Below are 20,811 nucleotides of genomic sequence, written 5' to 3' on the forward strand. Positions count from 1 at the left end.
TATCAAATGGAAACTTTGATGATCCCCCCAAAAACAAAAAAACCTGTAATTCCTAATGAATACAGGTTTTTTGTGTTATAGACCATTTTGAAAGCTTCTGGCTTTCGGTCTTCGCAGAAAGGAAGGGATTCGAACCCTCGATACAGTTACCCGTATACTACCTTTCCAGGGTAGCTCCTTCAACCACTCGGACACCTTTCTTTTTGAGATTGCAAAAATAGTATATTTTCTTTAATATGCAAATTATTATTGCAATTTAATCTGTAATTTCTCCACAGAGGCTTTTGGTGAAGTGTTCAGCAAAGCTTCCCGGATAATTAGGGTTGTCTATTAAGTGCATCGCTTTGGTAATAGCCGTTTCAGCAGTCATATCCCTGCCGCTGATTGCTCCTATTCTGGAGAAAATATTGCTGTTTTCATATTTTCCAAACGATATTCCTCCTGAAATACACTGGCTTACTACTACAATTTCAGTTCCGTTATTTCTGATTTCCTGAAGGGTTTCCTGAGTTCTTTCACTACTGAAAATGGTTCCGGAGCCGAAAACCTGCAAAATAAGGACCTTCATTTTCGGGATTTCCCTGAAATGGCTCAGGTGCATACCCGGGAAAATTCTCCAGAATAAAATATCTTCGGAAATATGTTCATCAACATGAAATTCTATAGTAGGATCGCAGCGGAAGAGATTATCTTTAATAATATTCAGATGGACTCCGGATTGCCCGAGAATAGGATAGTTCGGACTGGCATATGCATCAAAATATTCTGCAGAATATTTCAAGGTTCTGTTTCCTCTCAGCAGTTTGTATTCAAAATAAATAGCAACTTCCTGGATAACGGCTTCATCATTTTCATAAAGACTCGCATAATAAAGACTCGTCAACAAGTTTTCCTTAGCGTCTGTCCTCAGATCACCGATCGGAAGCTGGGAACCGGTCATAATTACAGGCTTCCTTAGTCCTTTTAACATGAAACTCAGCGCAGATGCGGTATAAGACATGGTATCTGTTCCGTGAAGGATCAGAAAGCCATCGTAATCATTATAATTTTTGTAGATATAATTGGCTATGATTTTCCATTCTTCAGGCCCCATATCGGAAGAGTCCAGTGGTTTTGCAAAAGGATGCACAAAAACTTCACATTCCATCAGTTTCATTTCAGGCATCTTTTCGAATATATTACCAAAATCGAAAGCGCGGAGACTTCCGGTTTCATAATCTTTTTCCATTCCGATGGTTCCACCGGTATAGATGAGCAGGACTTTTCGCTTCATGTATTATTTTTGATTAGAATTAGAGCCCGTATAGGATTCATAGCCCAAAATTACGTTAATTTGCAAAGATTTGAAAATGAATAAAACGCTTAGAGTAAAATTTTATAAAAATAAAGTGCTATGATAAGTGTTGATCTGGCTATGGAAAAAAATAACTCAATGAAGATGAAAGGTTTAGTACAAACTTTTGAATATTTAAAACAATTTTTAACAGAAGAAAGGCTGGCAAAAATCGAACATTTTTCCCGGGAAAGTTCTGATTTTGTGCTTCCGGTTGTAGAGGATATTTATCAGTTTCGGAATGCCGCAGCAATTGTACGCTCTGTCGAAGCTTGTGGTTTTCATAAAGTGGTGGCTTTACAGGAAGAGTATAGTTTTGAACCCAACCTTCGCGTAACAAAAGGTGCAGATACCTGGGTGGAAGTTGAAAAGCTTCCCCGTAGTATGGAATCTTTTCAGAAGATTAAAGACAGAGGCTATAAAATTGTAGCTGTTTCCCTCGAAAATAATGCTAAAATGCTGCCTGATTATGAAATTACTGAGCCTATAGCTTTGGTTTTTGGAACCGAAATGGAAGGAGTTTCACAGGAGATCCTCGACTTTGCAGATGAGACGCTGGCAATTCCCATGTATGGCTTTACCCGAAGCTTTAATGTTTCTGTGGCCGCTTCAATCTGTATGTATGAACTGAAGCAAAAGCTGATAAAATCCGATATTGATTATAAATTAAATGAAGAAAAGCTTGTAAGGATGAAAATCCTTTGGGCAGTGAATTCAATAAGAAGCGGACAGCAGATTTTTGACAAATATCTTAAAGAAAACAGTATCGACTGGAAATAAATAAAAAGAAAGGAAGCTTTGTCAGCCTCCTTTCTTCAGCTGGATATTTTTTCTGCTTCCTATTCTGATCAGACCATATTATAATAATTCCACGCTGCTACGAAAACTCCGGCTGTTTCTGTTCTTAACCTTTGATTTCCTAAAGATACAGCCCGAATTTTATTTTCTGCGAGAAAAGAAATCTCCTTTTCGGAAAAATCTCCCTCAGGACCAATTAAAAAAGTAATTTGCTCCATTTCAGGAATGTTCTTAAGTTCCATTCTCTCTAAATTTTCATGACAGTGGGCTACAAAAGTACTTTCGGGATTGGCATTCTTTAAGAAGTCCGATAGTTTTACTATGTCATGGATGACCGGAAAATGAAATCTCAGGCTTTGTTTTGAAGCTGCAATAGCCTGTTTTCTGATCTTGTCAATATTCAGATTTTTGCGTTCCGTTTTTTCAGTTGAGATAATGCTGATTTCAGAAATGCCCATCTCTACTGCCTTTTCTACAAAAAACTCAATGCGGTCTATATTTTTGGTAGGGGCTATGGCAATATGTAATTTTGGATTGAATTCCTCTAAGTTTTCTTTAACCTCCGCCACCTCCATGCCGGCTTTTTTCCCTTCTATAACCAATCTTCCTGATGCAAGTCTCCCTTTTCCATCCGTCACATGAATATCTTCTCCCGATTTCATGCGAAGTACTTTCACGATGTGCTGCTGCTCTTCATCGTTGATGATCACTTTATTTCCGTTGATTTCTCCGTAGAATAATTTCATAATATTGGCAAACTGGTAAAAGGCAACATCGTAAAATAGGAGTGATGTAATGAGGCCTTTTAATATTTAAGTTTATTTAAACCGTTAAGTTGATTTGAAATGCTAATAAAAAAAAATGATAACTTCAATACAGCTAAAATTAGGGAAAGACATTATTTGCCCTTTAGCAATTTTGCCTTATAAATCATATTTCGCTGTCGCGGTTGTCCTCAGATCTGTAAATTCTCCTCTCTCGAATTTCAGTTGCGCTACCATGGCAATCATAGCGGCATTATCTGTTGTATATTCAAATTTTGGGATATAGATGTTCCAGCCCAGTTTTTCTTTGTTGTCTTCCATTGCTTTCCTTAATGCAGAATTTGCGGAGACTCCTCCGGCAATGGCTACTTCTCTGATGCTGAGTTCCTGTGCAGCCTTTTCAAGCTTTTTCATTAAAATTTCTATGATGCATTTTTGTACAGAGGCACAGAGGTCGTTCAGGTTTTCTTTGATGAAATCAGGATTTTTTCTGACTTCTTTCTGGATGAAATATAATACTGAAGTTTTGATGCCACTGAAAGAATAATCGTAGTTTTCTAATTTCGGTTTATTGAATGTAAAAGCATCAGGATTTCCCTCTCTGGCAAGTTTGTCGATAATAGGACCGGCAGGATAATCCAGGTCAAAAATCTTCCCGATTTTATCAAAAGCTTCACCGGCAGCATCGTCGATTGTTTTTCCGATAATTTCCATATCAAAATAATCTTTTACAAGAACAATCATGGTATGTCCTCCACTTACGGTAAGGCATAAAAAAGGAAACTTGGGCGGCACAGGATTTGCATCTTCGATGAAATGGGCTAAAATATGGGCTTGAAGGTGATTAACTTCAATTAAAGGAACATTAAGGCTCATTGCCAATGACTTAGCAAATGATGTTCCTACGAGAAGTGATCCCAAAAGTCCGGGTCCACGTGTAAATCCTATAGCTGAGATTGCATTTTGTTGTATATTTGCTTTAGTAAAAGATTTTTCAACAACGGGAATTATATTTTGTTGATGGGCTCGTGAAGCCAGTTCAGGGACTACACCGCCATATTCCTTATGGATGGCCTGGTTTGCGGCAATGTTCGAAAGAATAGAATTCCCCTTGATGATAGCTGCTGAGGTGTCGTCGCAAGACGATTCAATACCTAAAATTATAGAGTCGCTCATAATAATGGCAAAGTTAGAGAATAATAACGAGAATGAGAATAAAAAATCAGTAGCTGAAAACCTAGGGGATCAGGTACAAAAAACTGTTGAGAATGTTGAGGGAAAAGTCCGGGAAACAGTAAAGGAGGCTTCTGAACTGGCTTCAGATGCCATTCATCATCCTGTAGAAACGGCTGAGGAATTTGGAAAACAGGCAATGAAAGATGTGGTAAGCTACACCTGGTGGGCGAAGCTTCTTTTGATTCTCTTTTGGCTTGGGATTATTCTTGTAGGTGGTGTCCTGATTGCCATTAATCTTCCGGTGACCAAGCAATGGGCAGCAGACCAGGCTCTTAAAATCGTTAACCAGGATTTTAAGGCAGACTTTTCTACAGAAAGTGTAGATGTAAACTATTTTGGGGATGTTACTATAAAAGGGCTGAAAGTTAAAGATTATAAAGGCTTTGATTTTATAAAAGCCCGTGAATTCCGTGCTGATTCAGATTGGATTTCCCTTGCGGTAAATGCTATTTCCGGAAATAGTAATTCTTTAAGCTTCAATGCCCTTACGCTTGTGAATGCTGATATTAAAGTAATCACCTATAAGGGAGACAGTATTGCCAATTTTATAAGATTCACCCAGCTTTTCGATAACGGAAAGAAAAGAGATCCGAATAAGCCTCCTTTTCAATTGGACTCGAGGGTACAGATTATTGATTCCAAAGTATCGATTGTAAACGAGAATTCTCCGGGAGAGGCCGGAAAATGGCTTGTTGCAACCGGATTTAACTTAAAAGCTCCCAACGTAAAAGTTAATGGTCCGAATGTTTCTGCATTGATTAATAATATGTCCTTCGTTACTTCCAGATGGGGAAAATCTCACTTTGTAGACACATTTTCAACGGAACTTTCCTTAACACATCAATTTTTATCATTAAAAGATCTTACTTTAAATACAGACCACACTTTACTTCAGGGAGATATTAAATTCAATCTTCATGACGGTTCATGGTCTGACTTTGCTGATAAGGTACGTTGGGATATGAATATTAAGCAGGGAAGCCAGATGAGTGGGTATGATATCAGCTATTTTGTAACCAATTGGGATAATATTAAACCTTTCAACCTGTCAGGGAAAATGACAGGGCCTTTAAATAAATTCCATCTTGAAAACTTTCTGATCAGAAATCCGGATGTTAATATTGCTACCAAAACCATGAAAGTTGACAATCTGTTGAAAGGACACTTTTCTATTGAAACAAAAGATCTTTCTACAGACTTTACTTATAAAGATTTAAAGGCGATGATGCCTACCTTTATTTCCAGTAAAATGAAAAACTTTGCAGATGATTTCGGGAAGTTAAAATACAACGGAACGGCGAAAGTAGACCCGAATCAGGTTTATGTAGAAAGCGGAAACTTATTGACAGGGATCGGCCAGGCAAAAATCTCTAAGCTTTCTCTTACGGGTTATAGCACTGCAATGCCTAAGTATACTGGGTATCTTGAGGTAAAGGATCTTAATACTTCTGTGATTACCAAAAATAAAACAGTAGGGCTAATTTCCGGTAAGTTCGATCTGAATGGACAGAGCTTTGATGTTAATACCATGCGTCTTACTACGAAATCCCAGATTGCCAGCATTGAAATCATGGATAAGGTAATTAATAATCTTTACCTGGACGGGTTGCTGGATCACAAAAAATATAACGGGCTTATTACTGTCAATGATGAGCAGGCTAAAGCCAATGTTAAAGGGCTTATTGATTTCAGTACCTCTAAAATTGCGATGGATGTGAATGCTGATGTCAGTTACCTGAACATGAATTATTTTACCGGTAAACCGGGCAATCAGATTGTAAGCGGGCAGGTTGTGGGGAAGATGTCCATGTCATCCATTAATGACCTGATATTAGATGTTGATGCCAATAATCTTAATTTTGCTACAGCTACTCAAAAATACACTATTCCTAACGCCAGGCTAAAGACTTTTGTAGATGCAGGAGGAAGAGTAATTGATGTGGATGCTCCGGGAGCTGCCACAGGAAAGATATCCGGAAGATATAGCCTGGCTGATCTTGCCGGAATGGTGGAAAACGGAGTTGGAAAAATACTGGTAGGCCCGCCCCCAAGAAAACTGTACAGAGGACAGAATTTTACTTTGAATTTTGATGTGCAGCAAGGCTTGGTCAATTATTTTCTGCCTGATCTGAGGCTTCCTAAAGGAGCTAAGGTGGAAGGAGAGTATAACGGGGATTCCAATAATCTGATCCTGAATCTTGATGCAGCCGCATTAAAGTATATCATGACCAAAGAAGATGAAATTACAGATGCCGATAAAGCTTTAGCGAGTTCTAATCCCGACTATAAAGTTAATGACAGGAAGAATATCAGCCGGGATAGTGCTCTGATTGACAGTGTTAAAGTAAGAATTAATACTGCCAGCCTAAATCAGCAGCTGTATGCGAAAATATCCAGGCTGGAGTACAATAAAAATGTGATTAAAGATTTCGAACTTAAAGGAAATAACGAAAACAGCACAACCCTGCATTTATCAACTGTATTTAAACATGGAAGTCCTGCGGATGAATCTGAGGATAAACTTAAAGAATATGCAATTAATGTGGATCAGTCTACCAATGCTCAGGGTGATTATGTCTTTAAATTTGAACCTACTGAAGTAAAATTCAACGAGGTGACCTGGGCTATAGATACAAGCCCGGAGCTTAATCATTCTATTACATATCAAAAGAAAACAGGAGATTTTGATATCAGAAATTTACGGATTTACTCAGATAAAAGCGCCTTATTTATTAAAGAAGCCCAATTTAAATCAGCCAAAGATTTTTATGTAGATGCCGATATCAATGATTTTTCTATAGAAAAACTTCTGGAAATGCAATCCGGAGGAAACGGAATGGATATACAGGGCCTTGCCAATGGAAGTGTAAAAATCAAAATGGATAAGAGCACTTTGCAGCCTTTGGTAGACCTTACCATTGATGATATTAAGATGAATGGCAATGATATGGGGGATATTACCATATCTGCTACCAACGGATTCTCGTTAAATGTTTATGATATTGATATCAAAGTACATTCAGCAGGAGCGCTGGGAAATAATTCACTGGATGTGACCGGTACAGTAAATAACAATACTTCTTCTCCTGATATAGATCTGACTGCCCAGATGCGTGACTTTGACCTGGCATTTACACAACAGTTTGTACAATCTATTTTCGGGAACATGAGAGGAAAGGCAACGGGAGATCTTAAAATCAACGGGAAGCTCAAAAACCTTGATTATAACGGAGATATTGCTTTAAAAGATTTTGGTTTAAAATTATTGTTTACAGGAGTAGATTATTCATTTGATGATACAGTCATTCAATTAACCAAAGGGCTTGCGATTCTCAACAACATTGAAGTGCATGATGGAAGATCAAACTCCAAAGGAAATATTTCCGGGGCAATCCAGTTTGAGACGTTATCTTCTATGGGGGTATCCCTGGTAATGAGGGCTGATAACCTGCTAATGCTGAATACAACTCAGAAAGATTACGATTTGTTCTGGGGAAGAGTCTACGGACAGGGAGATCTTTATGTGGACGGTCCGGTTTCAGGCCTAAGCATTACCACTCCTAATATGAAGGCGCTTAACGGAAGTACATTTACTTTCAATTCCAGTTCTACCTCTAATGTTGAAGAGTTTAAAATGCTGAGGTTCCTGAAAGAAGGAAAAGATGGTTTGGTAACGCTGGAAGAGAAGAAAAAAACAGGGGCCAATATGAATGTCGACTTTAACCTGGCGGTAGATAAAGGAACTACCGTGAATGTACTGGTGGGTGATGATGTGGGGAATATCACAGTAAAAGGTACTGCTGATCCTTTGAAATTCCAGATGAACAGACAGGGAAATATTGCAATGAACGGAACCTATAAAGTAGATAACGGAACATTTGTCTCTAAAGCCATCCTTAATAAAACATTCCAGATTGAGAAGAATAGTAGTATCAGATGGGATGGGGATGCTATGAAACCTGCGTTGGATATTAATGCCAATTATGTAAGAATGGTTTCCAACGTGGGAGAATATCTGAGTATGGGTAAACTACAACCGATCAGTATTTTGCTGCAAGCCCACATCAGTCAGTCGTTGGTAGACCCAAAGATTGATCTTGACGTGACCGCTTTAGATGTTTCCAGCCAGGTAAGAGAAACACTGGCTGCTAAAATGAGCCAGGAAGGAGAAAAGGTTCTTCAGTTCGGATCAGTTCTCCTGCTGAGTACCTTCAATGTATCCAATAGCGGAGGGGTAGATGTGAATGTGGGTAACGTGGCAGAATCATCCGGATACAATATGCTTCTGAAACAATTGGGGTCCGTTTTGAATACCATGAGTAATGAATTCCAGATCGACCTGAATTATGTGAAAGGAGATCAGAACTCAAGTATAGGAGACAGGGCCAATGCCGGAGTGAGTGTAGCCCTTTCGCCGAGAATTAATATAAAAACCGGGCTGGGAATTCCTTTGTCCAAAACTGACAATACCCAGAACAATTATCTTTCAGGGGAAGGTTCTGTAGAGTATGACCTTTCTAAAAAGAATGACGGCTCCCTTGTTATAAGGGCCTATTCCAAGCCTACCAATATCGGGATGGTAAGTACAAACGGTTCTGCTAATCAGGCGTATGGAGGGGGGATTGTGTGGAGTAAAAGCTTTAATTCTTTATTTAAAAAGAAGAAAAAAGATAAAAAAGCTTCTGACAATAAAACGGAAATAAAAACAGATTCTACAAAATCGAATGGTAAATAATCGTAATATTTTAATGATTTTTATCATCTGTGTTAATTATTGTTAATATTTGATATAATTTTTTTAGTTAAATTATTTTTTATAAATTTGCAAAAAATACATAGATTTTTTAAGAAAATTGTAATTTAACTAATATGAACTATCAACTGGACGAAATAGACAAGAAGATTCTTGATTTCTTAGTAGAAAACACAAGAATGCCTTTTACTGAAATTGCAAAGCAGATGGATGTTTCTGCTGGAACAATTCACGTAAGAGTGAAAAAGATGGAAGATGCAGGTATTATTTTGGGATCATCTCTTAACATCGATTATGGTAAGCTGGACTATCACTTTACAGCTTTCATCGGAATTCTTTTGACAAAATCAAACCGTACTCAGGAAGTATTGAAAGAATTGTCAACTATTCCTAACGTAATCGAGGCTAGCGTTATTTCCGGGAAATATAATATTTTCTGTAAAGTAAGAGCTAAGAATACAGATGATGCTAAAAGAATTATTTATCAGATCGATGATATTCAGGATGTAATGAGAACTGAAAGTATGATTTCTATGGAAGAGTACCTAAGCGATAAAAACAGACTGATCAACGCTATCTCTATTTAATTCAAATTTTAAACGAATAATTATAAAAGAACTTATGAAATCTCTCATAAGTTCTTTATTTTTGTACCTATGGAAGAATACAGCTATTTTGACGAAGATCCGAAGAAAGGATGGGGTTTTGTATTGGCCTTTGCTGCTTTGATGTTATTTACCATAATGGGATTAGGAATTGACGTGGATGAATATTTGCAGCATGAATACCTGGATATTCCAAGATGGTATTTTTATATTATCTTTTCTATTGATCTGCTGATGATGATAGGATTGGTGTTGATGTTTTTCTACAGGAAAATCGGAATCTTTATGTTTCCGGTTCTTCTGGTACTGCATTTCTTTATGCATAACTATTATCTGTCAACATTTCTGTACACCGATGTCACCAATCTTTTCCTGTTTACAGGATTCGGAATGCTTGCCATCATTCCCAAATGGAAGTTTTTTAAATAAGCAAATTTTAAAGCCCACAAGGGAGCATTACCGGTTATTTTAATAAATTCCGGAAGTTCCTTTAAGATAAAAAACTACGGCTGGTTCGAAGAACCAGCCGTAGTTTTATGTAGATTTATAATTGTCTTAGTTAGCTAAAACCCTTTTTACAGCTTCTTTTACAGCTGCAGCATCAATTTTATATTTCTTCATAAGTTCAGCAGGCGTTGCAGATTCTCCGAAAGTATCATTTACCGCTACGAATTCCTGTCTTGTAGGTCTTCTTCTTGCCAGCATTCCGGCAATGGATTCTCCTAAACCTCCAAGGTAGTTGTGCTCCTCAGCCGTTACAATTTTACCGGTTTTTTCAACAGATTTTAAGATGATTTCCTCATCCAATGGTTTGATGGTGTGAATATTGATCACTTCGCAGGAAATTCCTTCTTTTTCAAGCTCGTCAGCTGCTACAAGAGACTCCCATACAAGGTGTCCGGTTGCAACAATCGTTACGTCGGTACCTTCCTGCAACATAATTCCTTTTCCGATTTCGAAAGGCATATCTTCAGGCATGAATACAGGAACAGTAGGCCTTCCGAATCTTAAATATACAGGACCTTCAAAATCTGCAATAGCAATAGTAGCTGCTTTTGTCTGGTTGTAGTCACAAGGATTGATAACAGTCATTCCCGGAAGCATTTTCATCATACCGATGTCTTCCAAAACCTGGTGAGTAGCTCCATCTTCCCCTAAGGTAAGGCCGGCATGAGACGCACATATTTTTACATTCTTTCCGGAATAAGCAATAGACTGACGAATCTGGTCATACACCCTTGAGGTAGAGAAGTTAGCAAAAGTTCCGGTGAAAGGGATCTTTCCCGTAATGCTAAGACCTGCTGCAAGTCCCATCATGTTGGCTTCAGCAATACCCACCTGGAAGAATCTTTCCGGAGCTTTTTCAATGAATTTCTCCATTTTTAAAGAACCGATAAGGTCTGCACATAATGCTACTACATTGGGATTTTTATCAGCGAGCTCAGCTAATCCGGCTCCGAATCCTGAACGAGTATCCTTTTTTTCTGTATATGTATATTTCATTTTTATTTTTTTAATCGAGATTTTTTAAATAATTGTTTAATTTCTTTTTATCAGAAGCATCAAGTTTTTCATGAATTTCGTTAAGGTAGAGTACCTCACGTCGTATTTCATCTAACGTAATTTTGATTCCCACTGTATGGTAGTTGGATTGTGTAAGGTACATATCACATATTTGCCCCACATAATTTTTTAAATGCCCCTGTAATTCTTTATGATTGAACTTGGGAAGTTCTTTCTCAAAATTTTTACAATGTTGAGGTAATCCCTTCCAGAGTTTAACATTAGACAGAGTATGAATAGCCAGATTTCCATCCTCCTGGTGATTTTTTTTATATTCGGATGCATAGTCCGGGATATAGATGTAATCATCAGAATCTGATACCACGGTAGAATCTGCAGCCACTACAGCCGAGTCTGCCCTATTATTATACTCATCCTGTTGTTTTTTGTAGGCAATCATTATTGAATCATGCTTTCTTTGCTGATCCGTGATGATCTTTTTATGATCAATAAGAACAAAGTCTTTAGAATCCGAAACAGATTTCAACACAAGATATTCTTTATCATAATCCTTTTCCGGGGCCAGTTTTAAAATCAACCCTTTCAAGCTGCTTTTTTCAAGTTTGGGAATACTAAGATACTGTTTCAGCAAGCCGTTAAAAACAGTGAAGCTGTTATAGGGAGAGGCTTCATCAATACAAACTTTCAGAAAATCATTTTCACGCGTAAAAGTTTCTTTCTTTGATCTGAAATTAATAAGATAATGAGTACAAGGCATACCCAATACTGTTTCCCTGGTATTCAGTTTTTTGGATTCTAAAGCATAATCATCTTCTGAATAAGCGGATGATACTGCACCAAAGAAATAGCTTCCTGCCCCATATCCACTAAGGCGGTTGTTCATTTCCATACCTACAGGGCTTGTGGCCAAAGCATCAGTAAAGAAATACATAGGAAAATCCTTAAAACTGACAGTAGAAAGAAATTCATTATTGCTGCTTACATACATTCTTACTAAAGGAGTGGCGGGATTATTGCCTACAACCCGGTAGGTGAACTCTTTTGCAAAAGAGATTCTCTTTTCCTGAGCCATTCCAATAACAAAACTTGTAAGAAGGCAAATAAATATGAACTTTTTCATGAAAATTTAATGGTCTGATTTTTTAAAGATACTAGTAATCAGCAGGGGCTTCTAAATACAATTGTTTGAAAGCTGTTTCCAGTTGCTCGTCGTTAGGAGCTTTTCCGTGCCATGCATGAGATCCCATCATATAATCTACTCCGTAACCCATTTCTGTATGAAGAATAATAGCTACAGGTTTTTCTTTTCCTGTTTCTGCTTTTGCTCTTTCAAGAATACCAATTACTGCTTCCAGGTCATTACCGTTCTTTTCTTCCAAAACAATCCATCCGAATGCCTCAAGTTTGGCATGAAGATCTCCTAAGGTTAATACATCATCAGTATCACCGTCAATCTGGCGTCCGTTGTAATCAATAGTAGAAATAATGTTGTCTACTTTTTTACCGGCAGCATACATTAAAGCTTCCCAGATTTGACCTTCCTGAAGCTCTCCGTCTCCGTGAAGGGAGTACACAAGCGACTTGTCTCCATCCAGTTTTTTTCCCTGAGCAACACCAAGCGCTACAGAAAGTCCTTGTCCAAGAGAACCTGAAGCGATTCTGATTCCCGGAAGACCTTCATGGGTAGTTGGGTGTCCCTGTAATCTCGAATCCAGTTTTCTGAACGTGCTCAGCTCTTCTACCGGAAAGAATCCGAATCTTGCCAGAGTAGAGTAGTACACTGGTGAAATGTGCCCGTTTGATAAATAAAAATGATCTTCATTTTTACCCTCCATGGTAAAAGGAAGATGATAGTTCATCACCTTTCCGTAAAGTGCTGTAAAGAATTCTGTACATCCTAAACTTCCACCCGGGTGTCCTGAATTAACAGCGTGAACCATTCTTAAAATGTCTCTTCTGATCTGCGTAGTAAGAGATTTTAACTCTTCAATACTTTTACTCATTATATCTGATTTATTTGCACGCGAATTTACAATTTTTTAGCGGCTTATGGAAATGCAAAAATCCGGGTTTTAAGACCCGGATTTTGAATGATTGTATTATTTTCTCTTTTTTAACAGCCTTCATTGAGGTAAACAGAAATTTCTGTGACTATATTATTAATAAATTTAAAAGTCAGCTGTGTTCCGGCCTGGCTATCCTCCAGGGTAAAATACCCGGAATCTTTTACAGGTTTCTGCATTTTATCATCCCATTCAGGACGTACGCTGAAGTTAGGATAATTCCGGTAAGCGTTGATAAGGTCATCTCTTGTACTTCCGACCCCTATCCCGCTTTTGGTTTTAAACTTTTTACTGGTGGTAAGCATATAAGTAATCGAGGGTACGCTGGGATTGGCTTCATTAATATAGTTATTAAAAATTTCCACCTGGATAGATTCACCATTGTATTGTACTATATTCTTTTTTTCACCATCTGTAGGCTTTAGCTTTATTCCGGCAATTTTTTCGGCTTCAATTTGCGGCATGAAAACCTTATAGGGCCCGATTCTTAAAGTGGAAACTTCAAAATTTTCCTGGGCATGCATGAGACCGAAAGACAGTGCAAAAATGAAAAAGGAAATAATTTTTTTCATAGTTTTATATTTAATAAGTTATTATGCTTCAAAGATAGTCAGAAAAGATGAATTTTATGAAGAAATCATAATTGCTTTGAATTGGATAATATCCGGATTTTACTATTAATAATTGTATATTTTAAATAAAATTTGCAATTGTTTGTCTTTTAATTCTTTACTTTTTTAAATTTTTCATATCTTTATTTTACAGCTTAATATAATCACTATGAAAATTAAAAAACTATTTTCAGGAATATTCCTCTTATTCTTGTTTTTTGGAAAAGGACAGGATTTTTTTACACCGGTCAGTGAGAGGTCTATTAGAACGGATTCTAAAAACAGAACGGTACAACCCGAAAAGTTCCTTACCTATAAATTGGATGTGGAAAGAATAAGAAATTACTTTGCTTCAGTTCCGGAGTTGGCAGATCATGATTTTAAAAACAATGCACCGGTTATTGTACTTCCTATGCCTGACGGAACAAAAGCAAAATTTAAAATCTGGAAATCCTCAGTAATGGCTCCGAAATTAGCCAGTCAGTTTCCCCAGCTTATTACCTTAACGGGACAGGGAGTGGACGACCGCTATGCTACAGTAAAACTGGATCTGACAGAATTAGGATTTCATGCCCAGATAAAATCCGTGGTGACGGGCGATACCTACATTGATCCTTATGCAAAAACTGATATTAACAATTATATCGTTTATAAAAAAGCTGATCTTATTGATAAAAATCCAAGAACCTGTGGAACGCAGGACGAAGAACATCAATTTGAAAAAAAAAGCGCGCAAAGAAGCGTTACACCAAGCGTAGGAACTCAAATTAGAATTTTCAGACTGGCAGTAGCCTGCACGGGAGAGTATGCAAAGGCAGCTACGGGACTTGCTACACCTACTATTGCACAAACTCTTTCAGCTATTATAACGACCGTAAACAGAGTAAACGGAGTATATGAGCAGGAGGTGGCTTCCAGGCTCATATTGGTAGATAATGAAACCAACGTTATCTTTACCAATTCTGATACCGATCCTTTTACCGGAAATAATAATGCCAATATGTTAATCAATGAAAGCCAGACCCAGATTGATGCTTTGATAGGAAATGCCAATTATGATATAGGACATACATTCAGCACTGGCGGAGGTGGATTAGCCCAATTAGGCTCTATTTGTAACAATGCGAGTAAAGCCAGGGGAATTACCGGTTCATCTAATCCTGTAGGAGATCCTTATGATATTGATTATGTAGCACATGAAGTAGGACACCAGTTTGGAGGCCCTCATACCTTTAATGCGATAACAGGAAACTGTAACGGGAACCGCAGTTCAGCCAATGCTGTAGAACCGGGAAGTGGAATTACCATTATGGCTTACGCGGGAATTTGTGGAGCTACCAATAACCTGGCAGCCAATAGTATTCCTATTTTTCACACCCGTTCATTCCAGTCTATTACGACAAAAGTTCAGTCAACAACATGCCAGGTAACAACGCCTGTTCCTAATACCGCCCCTGTTGTAAATGCAGGAAACAATTATACCATACCAAAAGGTACTCCGTTTAAGCTGACCGGCTCAGCCACTGATGCTGAAAACAACGCACTTACCTATTGCTGGGAGCAGAATGATACCGGTCCTGCCGGAGACTGGAATCTTCCGACTCTGAATGCTCCTTTGTTCAGGTCATTTATGCCTACCACCGTACCTTACAGATATTTTCCGAGACTTACCGATTTAATCGGTACAACCACCCCTAAAGGGGAAATTTTACCATCTTACGGAAGAACTATGGAGTTTAGATTGACAGTAAGAGACAATAATGCCGGCTGTGCCGGGGTTGCCAATGATGATGCTACCATAACGGTTGACGGGAATTCAGGTCCGTTCCAAGTAACAGCACCCGGCTCTGCAGTAAACTGGGCAGGCAACTCATCTCAAACCATTACATGGAACGTAGCGAATACTACCGCTGCTCCCGTAAGTTGTGCCAATGTGAGTATTTTACTTTCCACCGATGGAGGGCTTACATATCCTACCACGATCTTGGCGTCTACTCCCAACGATGGTTCAGAAGTGATCACTATTCCTAATGTGAATACCACACAAGCCAGGATTATGGTGGCCGGAGAGGGAAATGTTTTCTTTAATATTAATCCGGTTAATTTTACCATTAGTCAGGTATTGGCTGTTGATGAAGTAAAAAATAATAAAGACGTATTTGCCATATATCCTAACCCAAGTAAGGGTCTTTTGAATATTAAATTTACCAATTCAAATGAAGTCTATGATATTACAGTGTATGATGTAAGTGGAAAGCTGGTATTCAATCAGCGGAATAATAAGCCGGGGTATGACAGGATAGGATCTTTCAACCTCTCCCAATTGGTGAAAGGAGATTATCTGATCAAGATTAAGTCTGAAAATATAGATAAAACTATAAAATGGATTAAAGAATAGGGTTCAACCCCTCCCTTTACTTAAAAGACCGCTTCCAAACATGAAAGCGGTCTTTTAATTTTAATCTTCTCTTAATGATGTATATTAAACAACCTTTAAATGCTGTTTATCTTTTATCAGCCATAAGCCGATAAATGTCAGCAATCCGTTAAGAACAATCAGTTCTACACCAATCCGGTAGTCTGTATAAGTTGTCACGGCAAGATTGATCAGATACGTAATAACAGGAGCCAGAAGTGTTACTGCAAGAATAGAATGTTTTGTTGAAATCCTGAACCTGGTAAAGATTCCGAAAGCAAAAAGTCCTAAAAGCGGGCCATACGTATAACCGGCAATTTCCATAATAAGATATACAATAGATTTATCATTCAGTGCTTTAAAAACCATGATTAAGATGAAGAAAACAGCTGTAAACGTTAAATGTACCTTCATACGGACGCGTTTTTTTTCTTTTTCTGTTTTGGTTTTATCCTCATTGATATTCAACAGATCTACACAATAAGAACTGGTAACCGCAGTCAAAGCACCATCAGCAGAAGGAAACAGTGCTGAAATTAATCCAATGATAAAAATAATTGAAATAGCCATGGGAAAATATCCCTGAAGAGATAAAGCAGGAAATAAGTCATCCCCCATGATATTTTTAATATTTCCTGAAGCGTCTTTAAATCCGAAAATATGAGCAACCGTTTCAGTGTTTATCGTTCCATACTCAGCTCCGTGTTGTAATGCAAAAAGGTAGAGCAGTCCACCCAGGAATAAGAAAGCAAGATTTACAAAAAGCAATGTTCCTGCAAAAGTCAGCATATTTTTTTTGGAATTTTTAAGGTTGTCAACAGAAATGTTTTTCTGCATCATTTCCTGATCCAGCCCCGTCATGGCAATCGTAATGAAAATTCCTCCTAAGATGGTTTTAAGAAAAAAGGTTTTGGAATTAGGATCAGAATTGATAAAATGGGTATAGTTTTTTTGTTCTAAAATAGTATAAGCCTCACCGAAAGATAAATTCAGGTTGGATAGAATATATACAATACAAGCGACCAGGCTGATAATCATGAACGAAGTTTGCAGCGTATCCGTGATTACGATTGTTTTCACTCCCCCTTCAAAGGTATACAAAAGAACCATCAGTAAAAGAACAAGTGAGGTAACCCAAAACGGAACGCCCAGCCCTTCCAGCAAAAAGATCTGTAAAACATTTACCACCAGATATAATCTCGCCGTTGCACCAATAGCCCTGGAAATGATAAAGAATATAGAGCCTATTTTGTGTGCCTCCACATTAAATCTTTTTCCCAGATAAGTATAAATGGAAGTGAGGTTCATCTTATAATATAGGGGAAGCAATATGGCGGCCACAATAAAATATCCGATAAAAAATCCGATCACCATCATATAATACTCAAATCCTCCATAGATATATTCTGTTCCGGTCATTTTTCCGACCGTTCCGGGAACCGAGATAAAGGTAACTCCACTGAGACTGGTTCCTATCATTCCAAATGCAACGAGCCACCATTTGCTCTTTTTATTGCCGATAAAAAATGATTGATTATCAGAATTTCTGCTGGTGAAATAAGAAATCACCAAAAGACCAATGAAATAGATAAAGACAAATAGCAAAAGGATAGTTCCTGAATTCATGCTGAAATTTTAAATTTTAGCAAATATAGTTTTTTTCTGTTCTGCTGAAAAAGAAAAAAACCTTCCGGAGATCTGCTCTGAAAGGTTTTATATTTTGAGGGTTAAATAAAGGCTAATTCACCAAAACATCCTGAATTGCTGCATCTTTCTGGAAGCTTGCCTTAGCAAACGGACATAAAGGAATGATTTTTTTTCCATTTTTCCGGGCGAAATCTACCGCTGCCAAAAGCATTTCTTTTCCTACACCTTTTCCGTTGTAAGCTTCTTCCACCTCGGTGTGGTCTATAATAAATCTTTCTTCTCCCGCCCAGGTATACGTCATCATGCCTGCACGTCTTCCATCTATGAAAGCTTCAAAACTTCCGTGTTTGTCGTCGTTGTTTTGTTTTACTTCGATCATGTTTATGAGAATTTAGTTAATATTTCTATATCGTTAGTTAATATTTTGTGAACAGGGCATGCATCAGCAATCGTGTGAAGTCTTTTCATCTGCTCATCATCCAGATTTCCATCAAAGGTAATATCCCTTTTAAAGACAGCTCTTTTGGTGAGCGGGTAATTTTCAAGCTCTACCTCTACATTGATGTTTTCTACTTCCCATTCTTTCCTGTCTATATACATTCTTAATGTAGCCGCTGTACAGCTTGCCAGGGAAGTGGCTAAAATTTCAAAGGGATTAAACCCTTTATTCTGACCACCCTTGTCTACCGGCTCATCAGTAATGATTTGATTTTCGCCGGCAGTGACCTCTGTATAATATTTTGTTTTTCCTAAACTTGCTTTTACCGTTACCGCCATTATTTTGTTGTATTGAATGTATAACTTAATGCTCCGGAAGGGCATAGGTCAATTTGTTTTCTGAGTTCTCCGGAGGTTGCATTTTCTGCTTTGATCCAAGGTCTTTCTTTAGGATTGTAGACTTTGGGAAGCGTTTTTACGCAAATAGCCGAATGAATACATTTTTGAGGTTTCCAGATGACTGTGATGTCACCATTGGTATATTCGTGTGTTTCCATATCAATTTTCTTTTAATGATTTTTCGATTCTTTTGTCCGGAATCAGCCATATCAAAGCCACGAGATAATAAAAACCTATGGCAATATAAGGATAAAAAAATGAAGTAGCGATTCCCAGAACATAAAAAATGATCGATATATATTCTTTAAATTTAGAATGTATTGCCTCTTTTAGCTTAGAGTTTTCTCCTTCACAGCGTATGATTACATTTTCCAGGATGGTGTAGGCAATGGCGCTCATAATAAGTCCTATTCCATAAGTGGCAACAGGGTTTTGGGCAAAATGAGAGGTTCCTATCCATTCTGTAGCAATAGGCATCAGGGAAAGCCAGAACAATAAATGAAGGTTGGCCCAAAGAATACTGCCGTTTACTTTTTTCACAGTCTGGAATAAATGATGATGATTGTTCCAATAAATTCCTACGTAAATGAAGCTGAAAATGTACGCCAGGAATCTGGGAAGTATAGGTTGGAGACTTGCCCAGCTGCTGCCCTCCGGAACCTTGAGTTCAAGCACCATGATCGTGATAATGATAGCTAAAACACCATCACTGAACGCTTCTAATCTTCCCTTAGTCATGGGTAATCTGGCTTTTAAAACTTGCTATTTTACTTTTCAGGTCATTCAGCATTTCAGGATTAATTACTCCATTTTCCAGATCAAAATTTTCATAAAATTTCGGAAGTGAAAAAGTTTCTTTAATGTCTGCTGCAAACTGGGGGAAAAATGTTTTGGCAGTGTTCATTACGTTCCCGCCCCCGTAACCTCCAGGAGAAGTGCTCATTAAAAGCATGGGTTTGTTTTGAAAAACTTTTACATTGATCCTTGATGCCCAGTCGAAAATATTTTTAAAAGCGGCGCTGTAAGACCTGTTGTGCTCGGCAAGGGAACAGATGATAACATCGCATTCTTCAATTTCCTTCAGAAACCGGTAAGCTTCATCAGGAAAACCTTTTTTTTCAAGATCTACAGAAAAAACAGGCATTGAAAAATCATTAAGGTCAATAAAATTAAGCTCTTCATTCTGGAAATCCTTCAGGACAAATTTTACCAGTTCCCGGTTAATAGAGGTGGAAGAGGTGCTTCCTGCAAATGCTAATACTTTCATGGTGGTATGATTCTGTACAGGATATTATTTTCTGTTTAAAATAGCTTTGGGAAGGGGAACATATTCCTCTTCATCACCCGGAACCAGAGGGAATGCATCATGATTCTGATCATTCCAGTTTACTTTAGCCTGATCAATGATTTCTTTATCTGAGTTGACAAAATTCCAGAATATAAAGCGTTCCTCATCAAAAGGTTCACCTCCGAAAAGGTATACTGTACCGTTTTCGCTCATGTCAAACTCACACAGTTTAGTATCCTTGGCAATCATCAGTTGTTTGGATCCATAGGAGTTCCCTTCAGTGGTCACCGTTCCATCTAAAACGTACATTGCTGCCTCCCCGTAGAGGTCTTTTCCAATGCTTATTTTCTTAGGCTCTTTTGTTTTAATTTCCAGAAAAAACAGCTTGCTGTGCACTGGTACAGGAGAGGTTCTGCCAAAAGCTTCACCTGCAATAAGCTTATATTGAATGCCGTCTTCCTCCCATACCGGAATCTCATCAGCTTCAACATGGAAAGTAGGCTCCGATTGTTCCAGGTGCTTGGGAAGTCCTACCCAGATCTGGAATCCGTGAAGTCTTTTATCACTGTGTCTTAAATATTCAGGAGTTCTCTCTGAATGTACAACCCCTTTTCCGGCGGTCATCCAATTCACAGCACCCGGTTTTATTTCAACGGCACTTCCGATACTGTCCCTGTGGAAAATAGAGCCTTCCAGCAGGTATGTTAATGTAGACAATCCAATATGGGGATGTGGAGGAACATCAAGATTTTGATAATCCTTTAATTCAGAAGGGCCCATATGATCGATGAAAACAAAAGGTCCTACCGCTCTTTTCTCACGGAAAGGAAGAAGCCTTCCTACCAGGAAATTCCCTATATCTGCTGCTTTCTCCTCTATGATAAGTCCAATATTTGACATAATAAATGACGTATTTTTTAATTTTATTTGAATATT

19 protein-coding genes and 1 tRNA gene are annotated in these 20,811 nt (G+C 38.0%); 5 read left to right on the forward strand and 15 right to left on the reverse strand.

Annotated elements, in window-relative coordinates; translation table 11 throughout:
* Positions 1-114 precede the first annotated feature (114 nt).
* Together OK18_RS12245 and OK18_RS12250 are read right to left on the reverse strand one after the other, a co-directional pair.
* A tRNA-Ser gene (locus OK18_RS12245) sits at positions 115-201 on the reverse strand.
* A 55-nt stretch (positions 202-256) separates the two neighbouring features.
* Positions 257-1,273: an asparaginase gene (locus OK18_RS12250; RefSeq protein ID WP_050022406.1), complete on the reverse strand. Its 1,017-nt coding sequence runs from the start codon at positions 1,271-1,273 to the stop codon at positions 257-259.
* Positions 1,274-1,432: 159 nt separating this feature from the next.
* On the opposite strand from OK18_RS12250, the gene OK18_RS12255 reads away from it, so the two are divergent.
* Positions 1,433-2,113: a TrmH family RNA methyltransferase gene (locus tag OK18_RS12255; protein WP_128572520.1), complete on the forward strand. Its 681-nt coding sequence runs from the start codon at positions 1,433-1,435 to the stop codon at positions 2,111-2,113.
* Positions 2,114-2,181: 68 nt separating this feature from the next.
* On the opposite strand, the gene OK18_RS12260 is transcribed toward OK18_RS12255, so the two are convergent.
* Complete coding sequence (locus tag OK18_RS12260; RefSeq protein ID WP_053328170.1) at positions 2,182-2,877, reverse strand: RsmE family RNA methyltransferase; 696 nt, start codon at positions 2,875-2,877, stop codon at positions 2,182-2,184.
* Between the two features lie 177 nt (positions 2,878-3,054).
* Positions 3,055-4,071, reverse strand: a complete 1,017-nt coding sequence (tsaD, locus tag OK18_RS12265) for a tRNA (adenosine(37)-N6)-threonylcarbamoyltransferase complex transferase subunit TsaD (protein WP_053328171.1) — start codon at positions 4,069-4,071, stop codon at positions 3,055-3,057.
* Between the two features lie 4 nt (positions 4,072-4,075).
* Between tsaD and OK18_RS12270 the strand changes: the two genes are divergently transcribed.
* The 3 genes from OK18_RS12270 (at position 4,076) to OK18_RS12280 (ending at position 9,918) form a co-directional block, all read left to right on the forward strand.
* Positions 4,076-8,866, forward strand: a complete 4,791-nt coding sequence (locus tag OK18_RS12270) for a translocation/assembly module TamB domain-containing protein (protein WP_053328172.1) — start codon at positions 4,076-4,078, stop codon at positions 8,864-8,866.
* A gap of 134 nt (positions 8,867-9,000) precedes the next feature.
* Positions 9,001-9,471: an Lrp/AsnC family transcriptional regulator gene (locus OK18_RS12275; protein ID WP_034682046.1), complete on the forward strand. Its 471-nt coding sequence runs from the start codon at positions 9,001-9,003 to the stop codon at positions 9,469-9,471.
* Between the two features lie 69 nt (positions 9,472-9,540).
* Positions 9,541-9,918, forward strand: a complete 378-nt coding sequence (locus tag OK18_RS12280) for a hypothetical protein (RefSeq protein ID WP_053328173.1) — start codon at positions 9,541-9,543, stop codon at positions 9,916-9,918.
* A gap of 126 nt (positions 9,919-10,044) precedes the next feature.
* Here the strand turns inward: OK18_RS12280 and OK18_RS12285 are convergent, their stop codons facing one another.
* From OK18_RS12285 to OK18_RS12300, 4 genes are all read right to left on the reverse strand, one after another.
* Positions 10,045-10,992, reverse strand: coding sequence for a transketolase family protein (locus tag OK18_RS12285; protein ID WP_050022402.1), 948 nt, complete (start codon positions 10,990-10,992; stop codon positions 10,045-10,047).
* Positions 10,993-11,002: 10 nt separating this feature from the next.
* Positions 11,003-12,133 (reverse strand): hypothetical protein, encoded by a 1,131-nt coding sequence (locus OK18_RS12290; RefSeq protein ID WP_156173278.1) that lies wholly within the window; start codon positions 12,131-12,133, stop codon positions 11,003-11,005.
* Between the two features lie 31 nt (positions 12,134-12,164).
* Complete coding sequence (locus tag OK18_RS12295) at positions 12,165-13,019, reverse strand: transketolase (protein WP_262483586.1); 855 nt, start codon at positions 13,017-13,019, stop codon at positions 12,165-12,167.
* Between the two features lie 107 nt (positions 13,020-13,126).
* Entirely contained in the window at positions 13,127-13,648 is a 522-nt protein-coding gene (locus OK18_RS12300; protein WP_050022398.1) for a hypothetical protein, read from the reverse strand.
* 208 nt (positions 13,649-13,856) lie between these two features.
* Between OK18_RS12300 and OK18_RS12305 the strand changes: the two genes are divergently transcribed.
* Positions 13,857-16,085 (forward strand): reprolysin-like metallopeptidase, encoded by a 2,229-nt coding sequence (locus OK18_RS12305; protein ID WP_053328175.1) that lies wholly within the window; start codon positions 13,857-13,859, stop codon positions 16,083-16,085.
* Between the two features lie 84 nt (positions 16,086-16,169).
* On the opposite strand, the gene OK18_RS12310 is transcribed toward OK18_RS12305, so the two are convergent.
* The 7 genes from OK18_RS12310 to OK18_RS12340 all read right to left on the reverse strand — a co-directional run bounded on the left by OK18_RS12310 (position 16,170) and on the right by OK18_RS12340 (position 20,775).
* Positions 16,170-17,729: a sodium:solute symporter gene (locus OK18_RS12310; RefSeq protein ID WP_053328176.1), complete on the reverse strand. Its 1,560-nt coding sequence runs from the start codon at positions 17,727-17,729 to the stop codon at positions 16,170-16,172.
* Between the two features lie 112 nt (positions 17,730-17,841).
* The gene (locus tag OK18_RS12315) at positions 17,842-18,129 is read right to left on the reverse strand and encodes a GNAT family N-acetyltransferase (RefSeq protein ID WP_228377600.1); all 288 of its coding nucleotides are present in this window, start codon (positions 18,127-18,129) and stop codon (positions 17,842-17,844) included.
* 2 nt (positions 18,130-18,131) lie between these two features.
* Positions 18,132-18,527 (reverse strand): OsmC family protein, encoded by a 396-nt coding sequence (locus tag OK18_RS12320; protein ID WP_050022394.1) that lies wholly within the window; start codon positions 18,525-18,527, stop codon positions 18,132-18,134.
* Complete coding sequence (locus OK18_RS12325) at positions 18,527-18,745, reverse strand: (4Fe-4S)-binding protein (protein ID WP_050022393.1); 219 nt, start codon at positions 18,743-18,745, stop codon at positions 18,527-18,529. Before OK18_RS12325 ends, OK18_RS12320 begins: the two co-directional genes overlap by 1 nt.
* A gap of 1 nt (position 18,746) precedes the next feature.
* Positions 18,747-19,325: a TMEM175 family protein gene (locus OK18_RS12330; RefSeq protein ID WP_050022392.1), complete on the reverse strand. Its 579-nt coding sequence runs from the start codon at positions 19,323-19,325 to the stop codon at positions 18,747-18,749.
* The gene (locus tag OK18_RS12335) at positions 19,318-19,854 is read right to left on the reverse strand and encodes an NADPH-dependent FMN reductase (protein WP_050022391.1); all 537 of its coding nucleotides are present in this window, start codon (positions 19,852-19,854) and stop codon (positions 19,318-19,320) included. Before OK18_RS12335 ends, OK18_RS12330 begins: the two co-directional genes overlap by 8 nt.
* A 24-nt stretch (positions 19,855-19,878) precedes the next feature.
* Positions 19,879-20,775: a pirin family protein gene (locus OK18_RS12340; RefSeq protein ID WP_053328177.1), complete on the reverse strand. Its 897-nt coding sequence runs from the start codon at positions 20,773-20,775 to the stop codon at positions 19,879-19,881.
* Positions 20,776-20,811: the final 36 nt, after the last annotated feature.

This window comes from Chryseobacterium gallinarum (assembly GCF_001021975.1).
Taxonomy (GTDB): Bacteria; Bacteroidota; Bacteroidia; order Flavobacteriales; family Weeksellaceae; genus Chryseobacterium; species Chryseobacterium gallinarum.